The sequence below is a fragment of the Dermabacter sp. Marseille-Q3180 genome (assembly GCF_940792985.1).
Taxonomy (GTDB): Bacteria; Actinomycetota; Actinomycetes; order Actinomycetales; family Dermabacteraceae; genus Dermabacter; species Dermabacter vaginalis.
The window spans coordinates 1102781-1118748 of the sequence record NZ_CALNWU010000001.1; the positions used below are offsets into that span (position 1 = coordinate 1102781).

At 64.5% G+C, this 15968-nt stretch carries 15 protein-coding genes; 12 read left to right on the plus strand and 3 right to left on the minus strand.

Annotated features, from left to right (window positions below; all coding sequences use genetic code 11):
• Positions 1 to 11 precede the first annotated feature (11 nt).
• From hemE to NBW56_RS05015, 11 genes are all read left to right on the plus strand, one after another.
• Positions 12 to 1091 (plus strand): uroporphyrinogen decarboxylase, encoded by a 1080-nt coding sequence (hemE, locus tag NBW56_RS04965; RefSeq protein WP_250258201.1) that lies wholly within the window; start codon positions 12 to 14, stop codon positions 1089 to 1091.
• Positions 1092 to 1102: 11 nt separating this feature from the next.
• A complete protein-coding gene (gene hemG, locus NBW56_RS04970) occupies positions 1103 to 2542 on the plus strand; it encodes a protoporphyrinogen oxidase (RefSeq protein ID WP_250258202.1) in 1440 nt (479 codons plus the stop codon).
• A 35-nt stretch (positions 2543 to 2577) separates the two neighbouring features.
• Positions 2578 to 3273: a hydrogen peroxide-dependent heme synthase gene (gene hemQ / locus NBW56_RS04975; RefSeq protein ID WP_250258203.1), complete on the plus strand. Its 696-nt coding sequence runs from the start codon at positions 2578 to 2580 to the stop codon at positions 3271 to 3273.
• A complete protein-coding gene (locus NBW56_RS04980; RefSeq protein WP_250258204.1) occupies positions 3270 to 4400 on the plus strand; it encodes a ferrochelatase in 1131 nt (376 codons plus the stop codon). The genes hemQ and NBW56_RS04980 overlap by 4 nt, the downstream gene beginning before the upstream one ends.
• Positions 4397 to 5341: a hydroxymethylbilane synthase gene (gene hemC / locus NBW56_RS04985; RefSeq protein WP_250258205.1), complete on the plus strand. Its 945-nt coding sequence runs from the start codon at positions 4397 to 4399 to the stop codon at positions 5339 to 5341. The genes NBW56_RS04980 and hemC overlap by 4 nt, the downstream gene beginning before the upstream one ends.
• On the plus strand, positions 5338 to 6090 hold the full coding sequence (locus tag NBW56_RS04990) for a uroporphyrinogen-III synthase (protein ID WP_239379452.1): 753 nt from the start codon (positions 5338 to 5340) through the stop codon (positions 6088 to 6090). Before hemC ends, NBW56_RS04990 begins: the two co-directional genes overlap by 4 nt.
• A gap of 3 nt (positions 6091 to 6093) precedes the next feature.
• Entirely contained in the window at positions 6094 to 7104 is a 1011-nt protein-coding gene (gene hemB / locus NBW56_RS04995) for a porphobilinogen synthase (RefSeq protein WP_250258206.1), read from the plus strand.
• A gap of 23 nt (positions 7105 to 7127) precedes the next feature.
• Positions 7128 to 8414 (plus strand): glutamate-1-semialdehyde 2,1-aminomutase, encoded by a 1287-nt coding sequence (hemL, locus tag NBW56_RS05000; RefSeq protein ID WP_250258207.1) that lies wholly within the window; start codon positions 7128 to 7130, stop codon positions 8412 to 8414.
• Positions 8415 to 8418: 4 nt separating this feature from the next.
• Entirely contained in the window at positions 8419 to 8958 is a 540-nt protein-coding gene (locus NBW56_RS05005) for a hypothetical protein (protein WP_250258208.1), read from the plus strand.
• 134 nt (positions 8959 to 9092) lie between these two features.
• Positions 9093 to 11219: an NlpC/P60 family protein gene (locus NBW56_RS05010; RefSeq protein ID WP_250258209.1), complete on the plus strand. Its 2127-nt coding sequence runs from the start codon at positions 9093 to 9095 to the stop codon at positions 11217 to 11219.
• On the plus strand, positions 11219 to 11845 hold the full coding sequence (locus NBW56_RS05015) for a hypothetical protein (RefSeq protein WP_250258210.1): 627 nt from the start codon (positions 11219 to 11221) through the stop codon (positions 11843 to 11845). The genes NBW56_RS05010 and NBW56_RS05015 overlap by 1 nt, the downstream gene beginning before the upstream one ends.
• Here NBW56_RS05015 and NBW56_RS05020 read toward each other — a convergent pair.
• From NBW56_RS05020 to NBW56_RS05030, 3 genes are all read right to left on the minus strand, one after another.
• On the minus strand, positions 11842 to 12999 hold the full coding sequence (locus NBW56_RS05020; protein WP_250258211.1) for a glycosyltransferase family 4 protein: 1158 nt from the start codon (positions 12997 to 12999) through the stop codon (positions 11842 to 11844). The two genes, NBW56_RS05015 and NBW56_RS05020, sit on opposite strands and share 4 nt — an antisense overlap.
• 38 nt (positions 13000 to 13037) lie before the next feature.
• Complete coding sequence (locus tag NBW56_RS05025; protein ID WP_250258212.1) at positions 13038 to 14201, minus strand: NAD-dependent epimerase/dehydratase family protein; 1164 nt, start codon at positions 14199 to 14201, stop codon at positions 13038 to 13040.
• Positions 14202 to 14288: 87 nt separating this feature from the next.
• Positions 14289 to 15164, minus strand: a complete 876-nt coding sequence (locus NBW56_RS05030) for a serine hydrolase domain-containing protein (protein WP_250258213.1) — start codon at positions 15162 to 15164, stop codon at positions 14289 to 14291.
• Positions 15165 to 15262: 98 nt separating this feature from the next.
• Between NBW56_RS05030 and NBW56_RS05035 the strand changes: the two genes are divergently transcribed.
• Positions 15263 to 15961 (plus strand): FHA domain-containing protein, encoded by a 699-nt coding sequence (locus NBW56_RS05035; RefSeq protein WP_034370950.1) that lies wholly within the window; start codon positions 15263 to 15265, stop codon positions 15959 to 15961.
• The last annotated feature ends 7 nt before the right edge of the window (positions 15962 to 15968 follow it).

Sequence of the window (15968 nt, forward strand, 5' to 3'; positions counted from 1 at the left end):
CAATAGAGGCGATGACCACGCCACATTCTGAACTGCCACCAGTCTCCTCCGCCGCACGCGAAAGCGCCCTCGTGAAGCGGCTCGCGGGCCGCGGTGCCGAGGTCGCTTCCGAGCCGCCGAGCGTGTGGTTCATGCGCCAGGCGGGGCGCTCGCTTCCCGAGTACCGGAAGGCGCGCGAAGGCACAAGCATGCTCGAAAGCTGCCTCATGCCCGAACTCGTCACCGAAATCACGCTCCAACCTGTGCGCCGACACAAAGTTGATGCGGGCATCTTCTTCTCCGACATCATGGTCCCGCTCAAACTCGCGGGAATCGACGTGAGCATCGAGCCCGGCATCGGCCCCGTGCTCGCCCACCCGATCCGGTCCAAAGCCGACATCGACGCACTCCCCCCGGTCGATGACGTGTACCGCGCCGCCCTCGAGCCCATTCGCGAGGCCGTTCGCCTCACGACCCACGAACTCGACAAGAAGCCCCTCATCGGCTTTTGCGGAGCCCCCTTCACGGTCGCGAGCTACATGGTCGAGGGCCGCCCGAGCCGCGATCACCTCCGCACGCGCGCCCTCATGACCGCCGAGCCCGAACTGTGGGCACGCCTCGCACAGTGGGTCGCCGACATCTCGGGCGAATTCCTCCGCGCGCAGGTCGAAGCTGGGGCGAGCGCCGTGCAGCTCTTCGACTCGTGGGCGGGTTCCCTCGCCGAAGCGACCTACCGCGCGCACGTCCTTCCGTTCTCGAGGGCCGCACTCGACTACGTGCGTGACCTCGATGTTCCCCGCATCCACTTTGGTGTTGGCACGGGGCACATGCTCAAGGCCATCCACGAGGCTGGCGCAACAACCGTCGGACTCGACCACCGCATCCCCATCCCCACCGCGATTGAAACCCTGCCCGCCGGCGCTGCCGTTCAGGGCAACCTCGACCCCGCCCTCCTTTTCTCCTCGGAAGAAGTCCGCTACGCCGAGGCCGCGCGTATCGTACGCGAAGGCCGCGCGGCAGCCGGGCACGTCGTCAATCTCGGCCACGGGGTACCACCCGACACGGACCCGCAGGTCCTCACCGACCTCGTGGCCTTCATTCACGAACAGTAGGAGCACTGGACATGCGTACGATTGATACCGTCGTGATCGGCGGCGGGATCTCCGGTCTTATTTTTGCGCGTGAACGCGCCCTGCGGGGCGAGCAGGTTCTCGTGCTGGAAGCGAACGCTCACGTGGGCGGGGCAGTGTGGTCACACACGCTCGAAGGAATTGAAGCCAACACCGGGGCGGAAGCTTTCGCGATCGGGCGCGGCGCCGTGCTTGACCTCGTCAAAGACCTTGGCCTTGAGGATCGCGTGGTGGCACCCGCGACCGGCTCGAGTTTCATCGTCGGCGACGAGCGCGCTTATGCCTCGCCGCGCAACGCTGTGCTCGGCATGCCCGCGAAGCCCCTCGCGAAGGACGTGCGCGACGCCCTCGGCTTTTGGGGCGCCGTGCGAGCCTGGCGCGAACGCTTCGTGCCAGCGAAGCGGGCAGCGGGCGAGAATGTGACCGTTGCCGAGTTTGTGCGCGCCCGCTACGGAAAAGCCGTACTCGTAAGGCTCGTGGCCCCGATCATCCGGGGCGTGCACTCGGCCGATCCTGACAAACTCGAGTTGCGCGCCGTCATGCCGCAGCTCGCTGAGCGCGTGCGAGAGCTCGGGAGCGCTCGCAGAGCGGTCGAAGAAATCCTCGAACGTCGAGGGGCGCGCTCGAGCTCCGGATCCGCGGTGCATTCGCTCACGCCGTCAATGGCGGAACTGCCAAAAGCCCTCGCGCGCGACATCGAGGCCCACGGCGGAAGGATCTTCACTCACACCCCCGTGCTCGGGTTGCGCGCCTCAAGCGAGGATCGAACGTGGACCATCACCGCCGCGACCCAGGCAGCGGCCTTCACGCGCGAGTTCAAGGCCCGCAACCTCGTGATCGCCACGGGACCCGAGTTCGCGCGTCACCTTCTGAGCGCACCGGCACCCGCCATTGCGAACCTCATCCCCGTTGCCCCCGCAACGCCCGTACGGCTTGCGACGCTCGTTCTCGACAACCCCGAGCTGAACGCGAAACCACGAGGCAACGGCGTTCTCGTTGACCCGGCCTCGACCACGATCCGCGCGAAAGCCATGACCCACGCGAGCGCCAAGTGGGAGCATATTCACCGCTCCGCGGAAGCCTCGAAGCCCGGGCGGAACGTCGTTCGCCTCTCCTATAGCCCCGGCCCCGAAGGAGACCTGCCCGAGCCCGAACAGTTCCCGTGGCTCGCGATTGACGATGCTGCCGCGATTTTTGGCATGAAAGCGTCGGACCTGAACGTCGCGAACTGGGTCCTCACCGACTGGACCGGCACCATGCGCCAATCCGGTCCGGGCCATACCGCGGCCCTCGAGACCCTCGCGCGCGCACTCGAATCGCAGACCCGCGGGGCCGACGCTTCCCTCCCCCACTTCGAACTCACGGGCGCCTGGCGCGCCGGCAACGGGCTCGAGGCCATTACCCGCTTCACACGCGAGCTCGCCTCGCGCTAACACCTCACGCATCACACGAAAGAAAGGACCCTCCCATGAGCGAGGATGCCAAGGAAGAAATCCGTTTTACCGCCTATTCCGTCTACCGCAAGATCGGCGGGCTCAACGATGAAGGCATCGTGAGCCCCGAGCAGGTTCTCGAGGATCTCGAACGGACCGTCGCGTCGCTCGCGAGCGCGGACGTCGAGGTGCTCGGCTTTTACGATGTCTCCGGTTTCCGCGCCGAGGCCGACCTCATGATCTGGCTCGCGAGCGAGCGCCCCGAGGCACTCCAGGAAGCCCTGCGCCTCTTCGAAAACTCGATCGCCGGCACCTACCTCGAGAAGGAATGGCAGGCCATGGGCGTGCACCGCGGTCACGAGTTCTCCCGCAGCCACAAGCCCGCGTTCATGGAGGCCGATAAAGAGCGCAAGGACTGGATCACCGTGTACCCGTTTGTGCGCAGCTACGACTGGTACCTCCTCGACGAAGCCGAGCGCCGCGAGATGATGAAAGAGCACGGTATCTACGGGCGCGAATATCCGAACGTGTGGGGCAACACGACCGCCGCTTTCGCCCTCGGCGACTACGAGTGGCTCCTGAGCTTCGAGGCCGACACCCTTCCCGAGCTCGTCGACATGATGCGCCACCTGCGCTACACGAAGGCCCGCCTTCACGTACGCGAGGAACTTCCCTTCCACACGGGCCACCGCATCGGTGAACTCGACGAGGTCGTGGAGGTGCTCCTGTGACCGAAGCGGCAGTGACCGAGAACGGCCGCGCCTACACGGCCGTGCTGTTCTCCTCGTTCGGTGGACCCGAAAAACAGGAGGACGTGATTCCGTTCTTGCGCAATGTCACGCGCGGGCGCGGCATCCCCGATGAGCGCCTCGAAGAAGTCGCGACCCACTATCGCGCGCTCGGCGGAAAAAGCCCCATCAACGAGCAAAACCGCGACCTCATCACCAAGCTCGAGGCCGAACTGAAGCGCCGCGGGCTCGACCTTCCCGTGTACTGGGGCAATCGCAACTGGGAGCCCTACGTTGCCGACACGGTGCGTCAGATGCACGAGGACGGCCACACGAAGGTCGTGGGGCTCGTGACGAGCGCATACTCGAGCTACTCGAGCTGCCACCAGTACCACGAGGATTTCCGCAAGGCCCTCGACGAGACCGGGCTGAAAGGCACGGTCGCGATCGATAAGGCGCGCGTGTACTACAACCACCCGGGATTCCTCGAACCCGTCGTGGACGGCGTGAAGAGCGCCCTGGAGGCGCACCGCGCCAGTGGCCACGAACCCGAGGCGATCGAGATTCTCTTCTCGACGCACTCGATTCCGACGACGATGGCGGATGTGTCGGGCCCGAAGAGCACGTGGGAGAAAGGTTCTGGCGGATGGTACGTCGCGCAGCACGAAGCGGCGATCGAATACGTCATGCGCCGCGTGCGTGAGGATCTCGGGGCCGAGCACACCCCCGAAAACTACCAGCTCGTTTATCAGTCGCGATCGGGCGCACCGCACGTGCCGTGGCTTGAGCCAGACATCAACGACGTCATCGATGAGCTCGAGGGACGCTCGGCCGTCGTTGTCGTGCCGATCGGCTTCGTGACCGACCACGTCGAGGTCGTATGGGACCTTGACACGGAGGCGAAGGAATCCGCCGAAAAAAAGGGGCTCGCGTTCATCCGCGTGGCCACGTCCGGAAGCGACGACCGATTCATCGGTGCACTCGCCGGCCTCGTCGAGGAGGCCGTGACACCCGGTTTCGAGCGTCGCGCCGTGATCGATGTTCCGGGCGCGCTCGAGAACGAGAAGCGCACCGGTGACTGCGGACTCGAGTGCTGCCTCGTCCGCACCCCGGAGGGCACGTTCGCATGATGCGGCTCGGCACACGCGCCTCGACGCTCGCGCGCACGCAGTCCGCATGGGTGGCCCGCCAGCTCGTCGCGGGCGGCGAGGGGGATTCCGACGGTTTCCAGCTCGTCAACGTGTCCACACACGGAGATCGCGACCGCACGAGCCCGCTCACGCGGATCGGCGGCACGGGCGTATTCGTGTCCGCGGTGCGCGAGGCGCTCCTCGCCGGTGAGGTCGACGTGGTCGTCCACTCGCTCAAGGATCTGCCCACGCTTCCCGCCGACGGCATTCGCCTCGCGGCGATCCCCGTGCGCGAGAATCCGGCCGACGCGCTCGTGACCCGCGAGGGCGTGAGCGACCTCGCGGCGATCCCACACGGTGGCCGCGTGGGGACCGGCAGCCCGAGGCGTGCGGCGCAACTCATGCTCGCGCGCCCGGACCTCGAGATCGTGCCAATCCGAGGCAATATCGAGACGCGCATGGCTTTCGCCGAACGCGGGGAGCTCGACGCGGTTGTGCTTGCCGCCGCGGGGCTCCTCCGGCTCGGATTCGAGGCGCGCATCGCCGAGAGTTTTGATCCGTGGCAGTTCCTTCCGGCTCCCGCCCAAGGCGCTCTCGCGGTTGAAGTTCGCGACGATCTCAACCCGGAAAGCGACCTCGCACGGGCACTGTCCGAGCTTGATCACGCACCGACTCGCTTCGCGGTCACGGCCGAGCGGGCGCTTTTGCGCGCCCTCGAGGCGGGATGCTCAGCGCCGGTCGCCGCGTTTAGCGAGGTCAGCGCCGATAATCGACTCATTCTCAAGGCCGGGGTATACGGTCGAAACACGACAATTGTTCGCGAAATCCGCACCGAGGAAACGGTGACGGTCACCTCTGCCGAGGCCGCGGGCAGGGCGCTCGCGAAGGACATGCTCGCTTCCGGCGCCCGAAATCTACTTGCTGAGGAGTGGCTAGCATGACAGCACCCGTTCTCGTGACGCGCCCCGCCGGGCGCGGGAGCGGCCTCGTCGCGGAGCTCAATGCACGCGGTTTTGAGGCCGTCCACTCACCCTTTACGGAGTTCACGTTCGAAACCGACGCCGATCTGCGTGATGCGCTGAGCGATCTCGCACACGGCGAATTCGATTGGCTGCTCCTCACGTCGGTCACGACCGTCAAAGCGCTTCGAGCGCTGCCGGAATGGTCGGAACTTCCCGCGGTCCAGGAGTTCAAAGCCGCCGCGGTCGGTGAGGCCACGGCAAAGGCCGCGCGCGAGGCGGGCCTCGAGGTCGAAACGATCGCTCAGGGAAGCGCAGCCTCGCTCATTGACGTGTTCCCCGTCAATCAGCAGGGTGGGGATGGCCTCGCGCAGCGCATCTTCTACCCCGTGAGCTCCGCGGCCGCACCGCAGCTCGAGCTCGCCCTCCGCATGGCCGGCTACGAAGTTCAGCGCGAGACCGCCTACCGCCCCAAGACCATTCCGCAACCGAGCGAGATCGTTGACAACCTCGCCGCCGGCGGTTTCAGCGCCGTCGTCGCCACGAGCCCCATGATCGTGCGCGCGCTCTCGAAGCTCGCGATCCACGAAGGAACGAAGCTCGTCGTCATCGGAAAGCCGAGCGAAGACGCGGCGATCAGCGTTAATCTTCCGGTCGCCGCAGTCGCAAAAGACCCGAGCGACCGCGCGCTCGCCGAGGCCGTCGCCGAGGTCCTTGGAAAGGAAAACTGACCCATGAGCACCAATGCTCCCCTCCACCGCCCGCGCCGCCTCCGCTCGAGCGACATGATGCGCCGCCTCAACCGCGAGGTGACTCTTCGCAGCGCCGATTTCATCCTGCCCGCCTTCGTGCGCGAAGGCGCGAGCGAACCCCGCGAAATCGCCTCGATGCCCGGGGTCATGCAGCACTCGCTCGACTCTCTCGTCGAGGCGGCCCGCGAGGCTGCCGAACTTGGGCTCGGCGGCATCATGCTGTTTGGCGTCCCCGAAAAGAAGGATGCCGTCGGATCCGGCGCAACCGACCCGAACGGCATCCTGAACGTTGCCATCTCGCGCTTACGGGAAGAGGTTGGCGATTCTCTCCTCGTGATGGCGGATCTGTGCCTCGATGAATTCACGGATCACGGTCACTGCGGCGTTCTCGACGAGCGCGGTGGTGTGGACAACGACAGGACTCTCGAGGTGTACCGCGAGATGGCGCTCGCCCAGGCCCGCGCGGGCGCACACGTTGTGGCCCCCTCGGGCATGATGGACGGCCAGATCGCCGCGATCCGCGACGCGCTCGACTCGGAGGGCTTCACGGACGTCGCGATCTACGCCTACACCGCGAAGTATGCCTCGGCGTTCTACGGCCCCTTCCGTGAAGCCGTCGATTCTTCCCTCAAGGGCGACCGCAAAACTTACCAGCAGGATCCGGCGAATGGTCGAGAGGCGCTTCGCGAGCTTGAATTGGACCTTGCTGAGGGCGCCGACATGATCATGGTCAAGCCCGGCCTTGCCTACCTCGACGTGATCGCCGAGGTTGCCGCCGCGAGCCCCGTGCCCGTGGGCACCTATCAGGTCTCTGGCGAATACGCGATGATCGAGGCCGCTTGCCAGAACGGCTGGCTCGACCGCGAGCGCGCCGTGCTCGAGTCGCTCCTCGCCTTCAAGCGCGCGGGCGCCTCTCACGTGCTCACGTATTACGCACCGTACGCGGCGAAGCTCCTCGCCGATCTGCCCCCGCACCTTCGCGAATTCGCCTGATCCCCACCCCTCAGGAGGTTTCCATGTCGACGAACGCTGAACTTTTCGCCCGCGCCCAGCACTCAATTCCGGGTGGTGTGAACTCGCCCGTGCGCGCCTTCGGAAGCGTGGGTGGCACTCCCCCGTACCTCGTGAGCGGCAAGGGCGCGCTCCTCACGGATTCGGAGGGCACCGAGTACGTGGACCTCGTGGGGTCATGGGGGCCGATGATCCTCGGCCACGCCGATTCGCGCGTCGTTGAAGCCGTCAACGATGCGGCCGCCCACTCGCTCAGTTTCGGCGCTCCGCACGAGGGCGAAATTCGCCTTGCCGAACTCGTGATCGACCGCATCCCCGCGGTCGACAAGATCCGCATGGTCAACTCGGGCACCGAGGCAACCATGAGCGCGCTTCGACTCGCGCGCGGTTTCACGGGGCGTGATCTCATCGTGAAATTCGCGGGCTGCTACCACGGCCACGTCGATTCGCTCCTCGCGGAGGCGGGTTCGGGGGTGGCCACGTTTTCACTTCCCGGCTCGGCGGGGGTCACGGATCCGACGGCTGCCGAGACGCTCGTGCTCCCCTACGGTGACCGCGAGGCTGTGCACGAAGCGTTTACCGAGCACGGCGAGAGAATCGCCGCGGTGATCACCGAGGGTGCACCGTGCAACATGGGTGTGATCGATCCGGGAGATTTCAACGCCTTCCTTCTCGAAAAAGCGCATGCGGCCGGCGCGCTCCTCATCGTCGACGAGGTTCTCACGGGCTTTCGTGCGAGCGCTACCGGCGCTCACGGCCTCGACGGTGTGGTCCCGGACCTCGTGACCTTCGGCAAGGTCATCGGCGGCGGCATGCCCGTGGGAGCCTTTGGCGGCCGAGCCGACATCATGGAGCGTCTCTCGCCCCTTGGCCCCGTGTACCAGGCGGGCACGCTCTCGGGAAATCCACTCGCCACCGCCGCGGGCATCGCGACGTTGAGCCAGCTCGATGACGCGCTTTACGCCCAGCTCAACGAGTCGGTCACCACCCTTATCTCTGCATTTGGCGACACGCTGAGCGCCGAAGGCGTGCCGCATACGATCAATCGCTTCGGCACCCTTTTCTCGGTGTTCTTCACGGATCGCGAGGTGCGCTCTTACGAGGAGGCGAAGAGCCAGGACACCAACGCTTTTGCGCGCTTCTTTCACTCGATGCTAAGCCAGGGTATTTACCTTCCGCCGAGCGCTTTCGAGGCGTGTTTCGTTTCGAAGGCTCACACGCCCGATATCCTTGATCGCATCATTACCGCACTGCCCGCCGCAGCAAAAGCCGCGGCCTCAACCAAGGAATGACCTCATGAGCGAAACCCAGGATTGGAACGCCCACGGCTACGGCGACGAAGCGTTCGCGGAGTTCCCGCCGAACCTTAACACCGACGCCGCCGCCGCGGCCTTCCTTGCGCGCCTAGGGCTTCTTGGCGCACTCGCGGGCGTTCTGGCAGGTCTTGCCGCCTCACAAATCACGTGGTGGCTTTCGCTTGGGCTTTTCCTCACGTGGGTGATTGGCGTGATCGCCGCAGGGTGCATCGCCGGCGTCGCCTCAAAGAAACATCGCGCGGGAGTGGGGTATCCCGCGGATGGAGAGGCATGGCTTCGCACTTTCGCGCGCACCTTTATGGTCGTTGGCATCGTGCTCGGCGTCGTCACCGTCGCAATTGCCACGGCGCTCGCCTTCGCCCTGCGACCCGGCGCGAACGCCGCGGCAGCTGAAGCCGCGACTTCCGCGAACTTCACCCCCGCGATCCTCCTCGCCATCGTGTCGATCCTCGCGATCGCAGGGATGCGGTGGATCGCCTCAACGCGCACGGCCTGGCTGCTCTACGGCGCCAAGAGGTAGCTCAGATCACACTTGAGCACTTGCTGCATTGCAACATTATTACGATTGTGACGAAAGGCTTCTTCGGGGACCATCGGTCCGCATAACTGACCTAAGCTGAGGGCGTTCCATTCTTCTCGCGTGAGGCTGCTGCCATGTATCCCCTCTCCTCTCTTACCGGCCGACGCATCTCGGCTGCCCTTCTCGCCGCCGGCGTCACCTTCACCCCGCTCGCCGTGCAGGCTTCTCCCTCCGATCCAACCGACGAACCGACCCTCTCGACGACCGAGGCCCCCACGCCGGCCCCCTCGGAACCGGCCCCCTCTGAAACCCCTGTTGAGGAAACCCCGGCCGATCAAACTCCCGGCACGGAGGCTCCCGGCGAAGACGGCCCCAACCCCACGCTCGACACCCCTGCGACCACGAGCGAAACCCCCGGTCCCGAGCCTCGCGAATCGGAATCCGCTCCGACCGATTCCGGGGTCGACCCGGCGGAGGAGCCCACCGCCGAAACTCCCGAAGAGCAGCCCGCTCCGAGCATCCAAACCTTCAGCGCGATCCCCGAAAACACACCGAACTTCGCCATTGTCGGCGCAATGCGTGGCTACTGGGACGAAATGGGCGGCCAGGACTCATGGCTCGGCAACCCGACCTCCAATGAGCAGAAATTGAGCGGTGGAGGCTACGTCCAACACTTCGAAAATGCCGACCTCTACTGGTCCCCCGGTAACGGTGGTGCTCACGCCGTTTACCGCGGCGCCGCTTTCGAGACTCTGTGGAAACGCAGCGGCTACACACGCGGATGGCTCGGCTACCCGTCAACCGACGAAATTCGAGTTCCCGGCGGCGTCATGCAGAAGTTCACGGGCGGAACCCTGTACTTCGACTTCGCCACCAAAAACGTGTGGTCCACGAAGGGTAGCATCGGTGGCCATTATGAGTCGCTCGGTGGCCCTAAGAGCTGGCTGGGTTTCCCCACGGAGAACGAAATCAAGATCCGAGGCGGCTACCTCCAGCGGTTCCAGCATGGCATCGCCTACTACTCGCCGGGCGCTGGCGCGCACTCCATCTCCCGCAACGGCGCGATCTTTGGCATCTGGGCCCGGCATGGATACGAACACGGTGAGCTCGGCTTCCCCACCTCGCAGGAATACTCGGTACGCGGCGGGCGTGCGCAAAATTTCCAGAACGGCACAATCTACTGGAACTCCCGGAACGGCATCACCGAGGTCACCAAGCATGCCATCCACGCGAACTACGTAAAACTGGGTGGGCCGAAGAGCGCCTTTGGGCTGCCTCGCACCGGTGAAATCACCCTCAACAATGGAGTAGTGATCCAGTATTTCGAGAACGGGCAGATGTACTGGCACCCGCGCACAGGCGCCTACGCCGTGCACTCAGGCATGCTCAACCAGTACGCCAAGCGCGGCTATGAACGCGGCTTCCTAGGCCTGCCCACCTCGAATGAGTACGTCTACAAGGGGCAGTACCGGCAGAACTTCGAGAACGGAGTTCTGTACTGGACGCGCTCGAACGGCACGGGGGTCGTGGGCTGGGAGCCCTCGAACCCCTACCACTTCGGCCCCACCAATAACCCCACGACCTCCCGTGGTGGGCACAACCTCACGAGAGGATGGAACGGCGTGCGTGTAGGGGTTCTTCAAAAGCGCCTCGGAATCTTCACGCGTGGGCAAAACGCGAGCATGAACTCGAGAACGATTAGTGCTGTCAAATCATGGCAACGCAAGCGCGGCCTCCCCGTGACCGGTGTCGTGGATAAGCGCACGTGGGATTCGCTCGGCACGGGCGTGAGCTGGTACGCGGATGGCTACACGGTCAAGCCGCGCGTGGGCATCACCGCAAGCCGCCAAGAGCGCATCGACACGATGATTAACTATGCGCGCGAACAGGTGGGCGCGCCCTACATGTGGGGCGCCGCAGGCACCTACAACCTCGGCTTCGACTGCTCTGGACTCGCCCTTCAGTCAATGAACGCCGCGGGCCTCGAAACAGGGCTCACCCCTGAGCAACACGCGGGCGCAAACTGGCTCTCCACGCACTACTTCTACAATTCCAAGAAGTTCCACAAAGTCCCCATCTCGCAGCTCCAGCGCGGTGACTGGGTCTTTTACCGCGACTCGGGCGGCACGATTCGCCACATGACGATGTACCTGGGCAACGGTCAGATGATCCACTCGTGGGGCTCCGGCGTGCACATCCGGTCGTACACTCGCAACCTTCCCGGCCAGAGTGCTGACCCCTACGTTTTGAGGCCTTTCTAGTGCGAACATTCACGCGTCGCTTCTCAGCACTCACGGCTGCCCTCCTCGTGGGAGTGTGCGCCGCGTGCTCGGGAGGCGGCGACACGCCTTCCTCTCAAGAGTCGGGTAGCGAGAGCTCGACGACGTCCGAAAGCACGTCGCCGGTTCCCGAGGCCGGTCGCGTGAGTGATGCCGAAGCCTCCCCAGGCGACGGATATGTCCCCTCGGAAGCTGACCCGGACGGGGCGTTCGACGCGTCACTCTTCACGCCCGAGGCCGCGAGTCTCCCGGGCTCTCGCACTCAGGACACCCCTGAAATGTGGGACCCCTACGCGGCCGCCGGTGCGCACACGTATAAGGATGACTCCGCTGCCCGCGGCTCCTTCCCCGAAGGGGTTCTCGACTTGGAGAAGGACCCCGCGGGCGATGGTTCGGCATACATGAAGACCTTCGGCGAGGTCATCTCCGATGTCGAGACGAGCGCCGATCGCGCAGCAGCACACCCCGGTGATGCAACGGGAGCGATCGTGAACCGGTACGAGGATGCGGTGATCATCCGGATTCTCGAAGATGATGCCGGGGCAAGCTACGTCGTCGCGCAGAGCACAGACACGCAGCACGTCATTACCTACGCCGCCAAGATCTAACTCGGCCTCTTCCGCTCATCGATCGCACGGCGATAGAGGCCCACGAAGTCGTCGCTCGCGACGGCCCACGAGTGCTTCTCGGCTTCGCGACGTGCAGCAGCGCCCACGCGAACTCGTGCTGATGTTCCGCCTTCCCCCGCGAGGCTGTCGAGGATCCGCTCAAGTTCGTTCTCGTCGCTAAACAGGAACCCCGTTTCGCCGTCAACGATTTGCTCCATCGTAGGGCCTGAACGCGCCGCGAGCGGCGGAAGACCCGAGGCCATCGCCTCAAGGAGAACGAGGCCGAGAGTTTCGGTCACGGAGGGAAAAACGAAGAGGTCGTGGCGGCGATAGGCGCGCACGAGGTCCTCTCCTCGAAGGACCCCCGCGAAACTCGTGTGTGTTCCGCGAAATTCACGCTCGAGATGGGTGCGGTGAGGACCGTCGCCCACGAGGGTTAACTCGAGATCGTCTCGGTGGTGCATGAGAGGGGCGAGGCGCGAGAGATCTTTTTCGGCTGCGAGACGCCCCACGAAGAGAAGCCTCAGCCTGCGGGTTTTGGCTCCGTCCGGCGGGGCAAGCGTCGGCCCCTCCCCCGGATGAAAAAGCCGCGTGTCCACGGCCCTGCGCACGACCTCGACGTGCTCAAGCCCCATCGAACGAGCTTCCTCGCGCATCGCTTCGCTCGTGACGGCGTTGACGGCGGCACCGCGGTGGAGGCGCCGGGTTGCCTGTGCGATGATCGGCGCGCTCCACGCCCACGCGCGATACCGGGAAAGATATGCAGGAAGATTCGTGTGGTAGCTCGCGACAAGCGGAATCCGGTACTGCCGCGCCGCACGAACGGCTGTCTGGCCGAGCAGGATCGGCTGCGCGGCATGGATAACGTCGGGGCGAAACTCCCGCACGACCCGCTCGGTGAGACGGTGTGCGGAAGGGGTGGGGAGCGACCAAGGCCGGCTCGGGTAGAACGGCACACGCACGGTTCGAGCACCGTGAATGGGGGCGCTCAGGCCCGGGCGCAGCTTCGTGGATTCCGACGCCACCTGGTATTCCTCGACGCCGAGCCCCGGCGCGATGATCTCCACCTCGTGTCCCTCGGTGAGGAGGTGATCAACGAGGTGGCTCAGGCGCGTGACGACCCCGTCGACGCTCGGCACGAACGTCTCGGTCACGAGGAGAACCTTGAGTGGTGCCTCGCCAGCCCGGAGGTTTACTTGCGCCACGTGACGCCCGGGAGGATCAACTCGTTCTTCACGCGGTCGGTGTGAGCGCGGGCTGACTCGAGGATCTCCACGAGCACGCTCTCGGTAAGAAGGTGCGGTTCGAGGCCCAGATCGATAAGGCACGTATTCACCGCGTTGAAGTAGTGGTGGTACTTTTCCACGCGCGGGTTCTCGAGGTGGTCGATCCGTGCATCGATGCCGAGTTGCGCGGCTGCCGAGACGACCTTGACGGCGAGTTCCTCAACGCTGAAGGACTCCGTGAACTGGTTGAACACGCGGAACTCACCGGGCGCCGCGGGGTTCGTGCACGCGAGTTCGATACACCGCACGGTGTCCTCGATATTGAGGTACGCACGAGTTTGGGAGCCCTCCCCGTACACCGTGAGGGGGTGGCCGACCGCAGCCTGAATCAGGAAGCGATTGAGCGCTGTACCGTACACGGCGTCGTAGTCGAAGCGATTCACAAGGCGAGGATCCATGCGGGTCTCATTCGTGTGGAGCCCATAAACGATGCCCTGGTTGAGGTCGGTCGCGGCGATATTCCAGATCTTGCACGCGAACATGATGTTGTCGCTATCGTGCACCTTCGAGAGGTGGTAGAAGCTGCCCGGCTGCTTCGGAAACGGCAGGCGGTCCTTGCGGCCGCGGTGTTCGATCTCGATGAAGCCTTCCTCAATGTCGATATTGGGCTGGCCGTATTCGCCCATCGTTCCGAGCTTCACGAGATGACATTCTGGAGCGGAGTCGCGGATCGCCCACAGAACGTTGAGCGTCCCCTCGACGTTGGTGCGCTGCGTGTAAATGGCGTGCTCACGGTCGATCATCGAATACGGGGCGCTGCGCTGCTCGGCGAAGTGCACGAAGGCCTCGGGTTGCACCTCGGTGACGACTGCGCTCAAGAAGTCGTAGTCGCCAAGATCGCCGATCCGTACGTCGATACTCGATCCCGAGATTTCCTTCCATGCGGCGACGCGCTGCTCGAGAGGGAGAATCGGAGTCATCGAGTTCGAGCCGAGTTCGTCATCGATATCGCGCCGCACAAGGGAGTCAATAATCGTGACCTCGTGTCCCTGCTTCGAGAGGTGCAGCGCCGTGGGCCAGCCGCAAAAACCGTCACCGCCTGCGACGATAATGCGGAGCCCACGTTTCATCCCCTGATCGCTAGCCTGCTGCACTGCCCGTTCCTCTCACTTCGTGTCGTTACTCCACAATAGTGACCTAGTGAACAGCATCGTTGTTCAGGATTGCGCTCGCGCCGCCCGAACAAGGGTGTCGTTGAGAGCGGGCCACACGCCGGCATGCTCCTCACTAAACGGCTTCGACGACAAAAATGCTGCGCTGAGCCCGCCCGGAACCGCCTCCGGGTCAACCCAGAGAAACGACCCCGACTGCCCGAAGTGCCCAAACGTGCGCTCCGAGTTAAGCGCGCCCGTCCAATGCGGGTTTTTCTTCCCCTTGATCTCCACACCCAGACCCCAGTCATTCGGGCTTTGACGTCCGTAACCGGGAAGAACACCGGAAAGATCCGGGAAATGAGGGCGGTGCGCGGATTCAGCAAGCTCCGACGATATGAGCGTGGGGCTCATGAACTCACGACCAAGCACAAGAAGATCCTCGATGCTTGCGCGGTAGTCTTTGGCTGGCGAGCCGGCTACCTCGACGCTCTCCATCCCCAGCGGTTCCGTCACGCTCTCGCACACCCACCGCTCAAAGTCCGTGCCGACCGCGCGCGCAACAACGCGCCCGAGCTGCTCGATACCCGCATTCGTGTACATACGGCGCTTTCCGGGCGCGGCGAGAAACTCCCCGCCCTCGAACGCATAACCGGCGGCGTGGGCGAGCAAGTGTTCGACCGTGCAGCCCCGTGGAGTCTCGTCACCCGCAGCATCATCGAGGGCAAGAGCTCCGCGATCAATCGCGACGAGCGCGGCGTATGTCGCGATCAGCTTCGAAACGCTCGCGAGCGGGAACACTCGGTCAAGGTCCCCGTACGCGGTGATTAAGCGACCGTCGGAACTGATGAGGCCAACGGCCGAATCAAAGCTCAAGGGCGAGAGGAGCGACTCAAGAGACTCCGGATCAACGTGGGCGGGATTCGCGTGCACATCACTCATGCACCAATCCTCCACCACATCCTTACATCTGAACGAATCGTACTTGCGGCGCACGCGATAGACTCGCGGCGTACGACGTTTACCCAAGGAGACCCACGTTGAGTTTTCTCGACCGAATCGAGCGCAGCCTCGACCGCGGAGTGTCGAACGTGTTCTCGCGCGGCGGCAGCATTAAGCCGCTTGACCTCGCCCAGGGGCTCAAGCGCGAATGCGACGACCAAATCCAGGTCCTCGATCGCGCCCGCACGCTTGCACCCAACACGTACTCCGTGTACCTCAACTCCGTGGACTACGAACGCTTCGCCTCGTGGGAAGACACGCTCGTGGAAGAGCTGCAGCGAATCCTCGTGGACCACGCCGATCAGCAAAAGTACCTGTTCGTGGGCAATGTGACGGTCGCCCTCAAGCGCGATGACGAGGTCAAGGCCGGCCGGTTCGAAACGGAATCGAGCACCGAACGCTCCTCGCTCGCACCCGCCACGACCGGCGGCGAAAACTTCCAGCCGATCCTTGAGATCGACGGCCAGCAGTACCTGCTCACGGGACGCGTGACCGTGATTGGCCGCGGGGGCGATAGCGACATCATTCTCGACGACACGGGCGTGAGCCGCCACCACCTCGAATTGCGCGTGGATGGCACCGCTATGACCGCGACTGACCTCGGCTCCACGAACGGCACGTTCGTTAACGGCGAGCGCATCACGACCCCTACCGGTCTGCCCGATGGCGCCACGATCCGCATCGGTCGCACTCGCCTCACCGTCATTCTGCCCTCGGGCGCTCCCTCCGAGTGGTGAGGTCTGC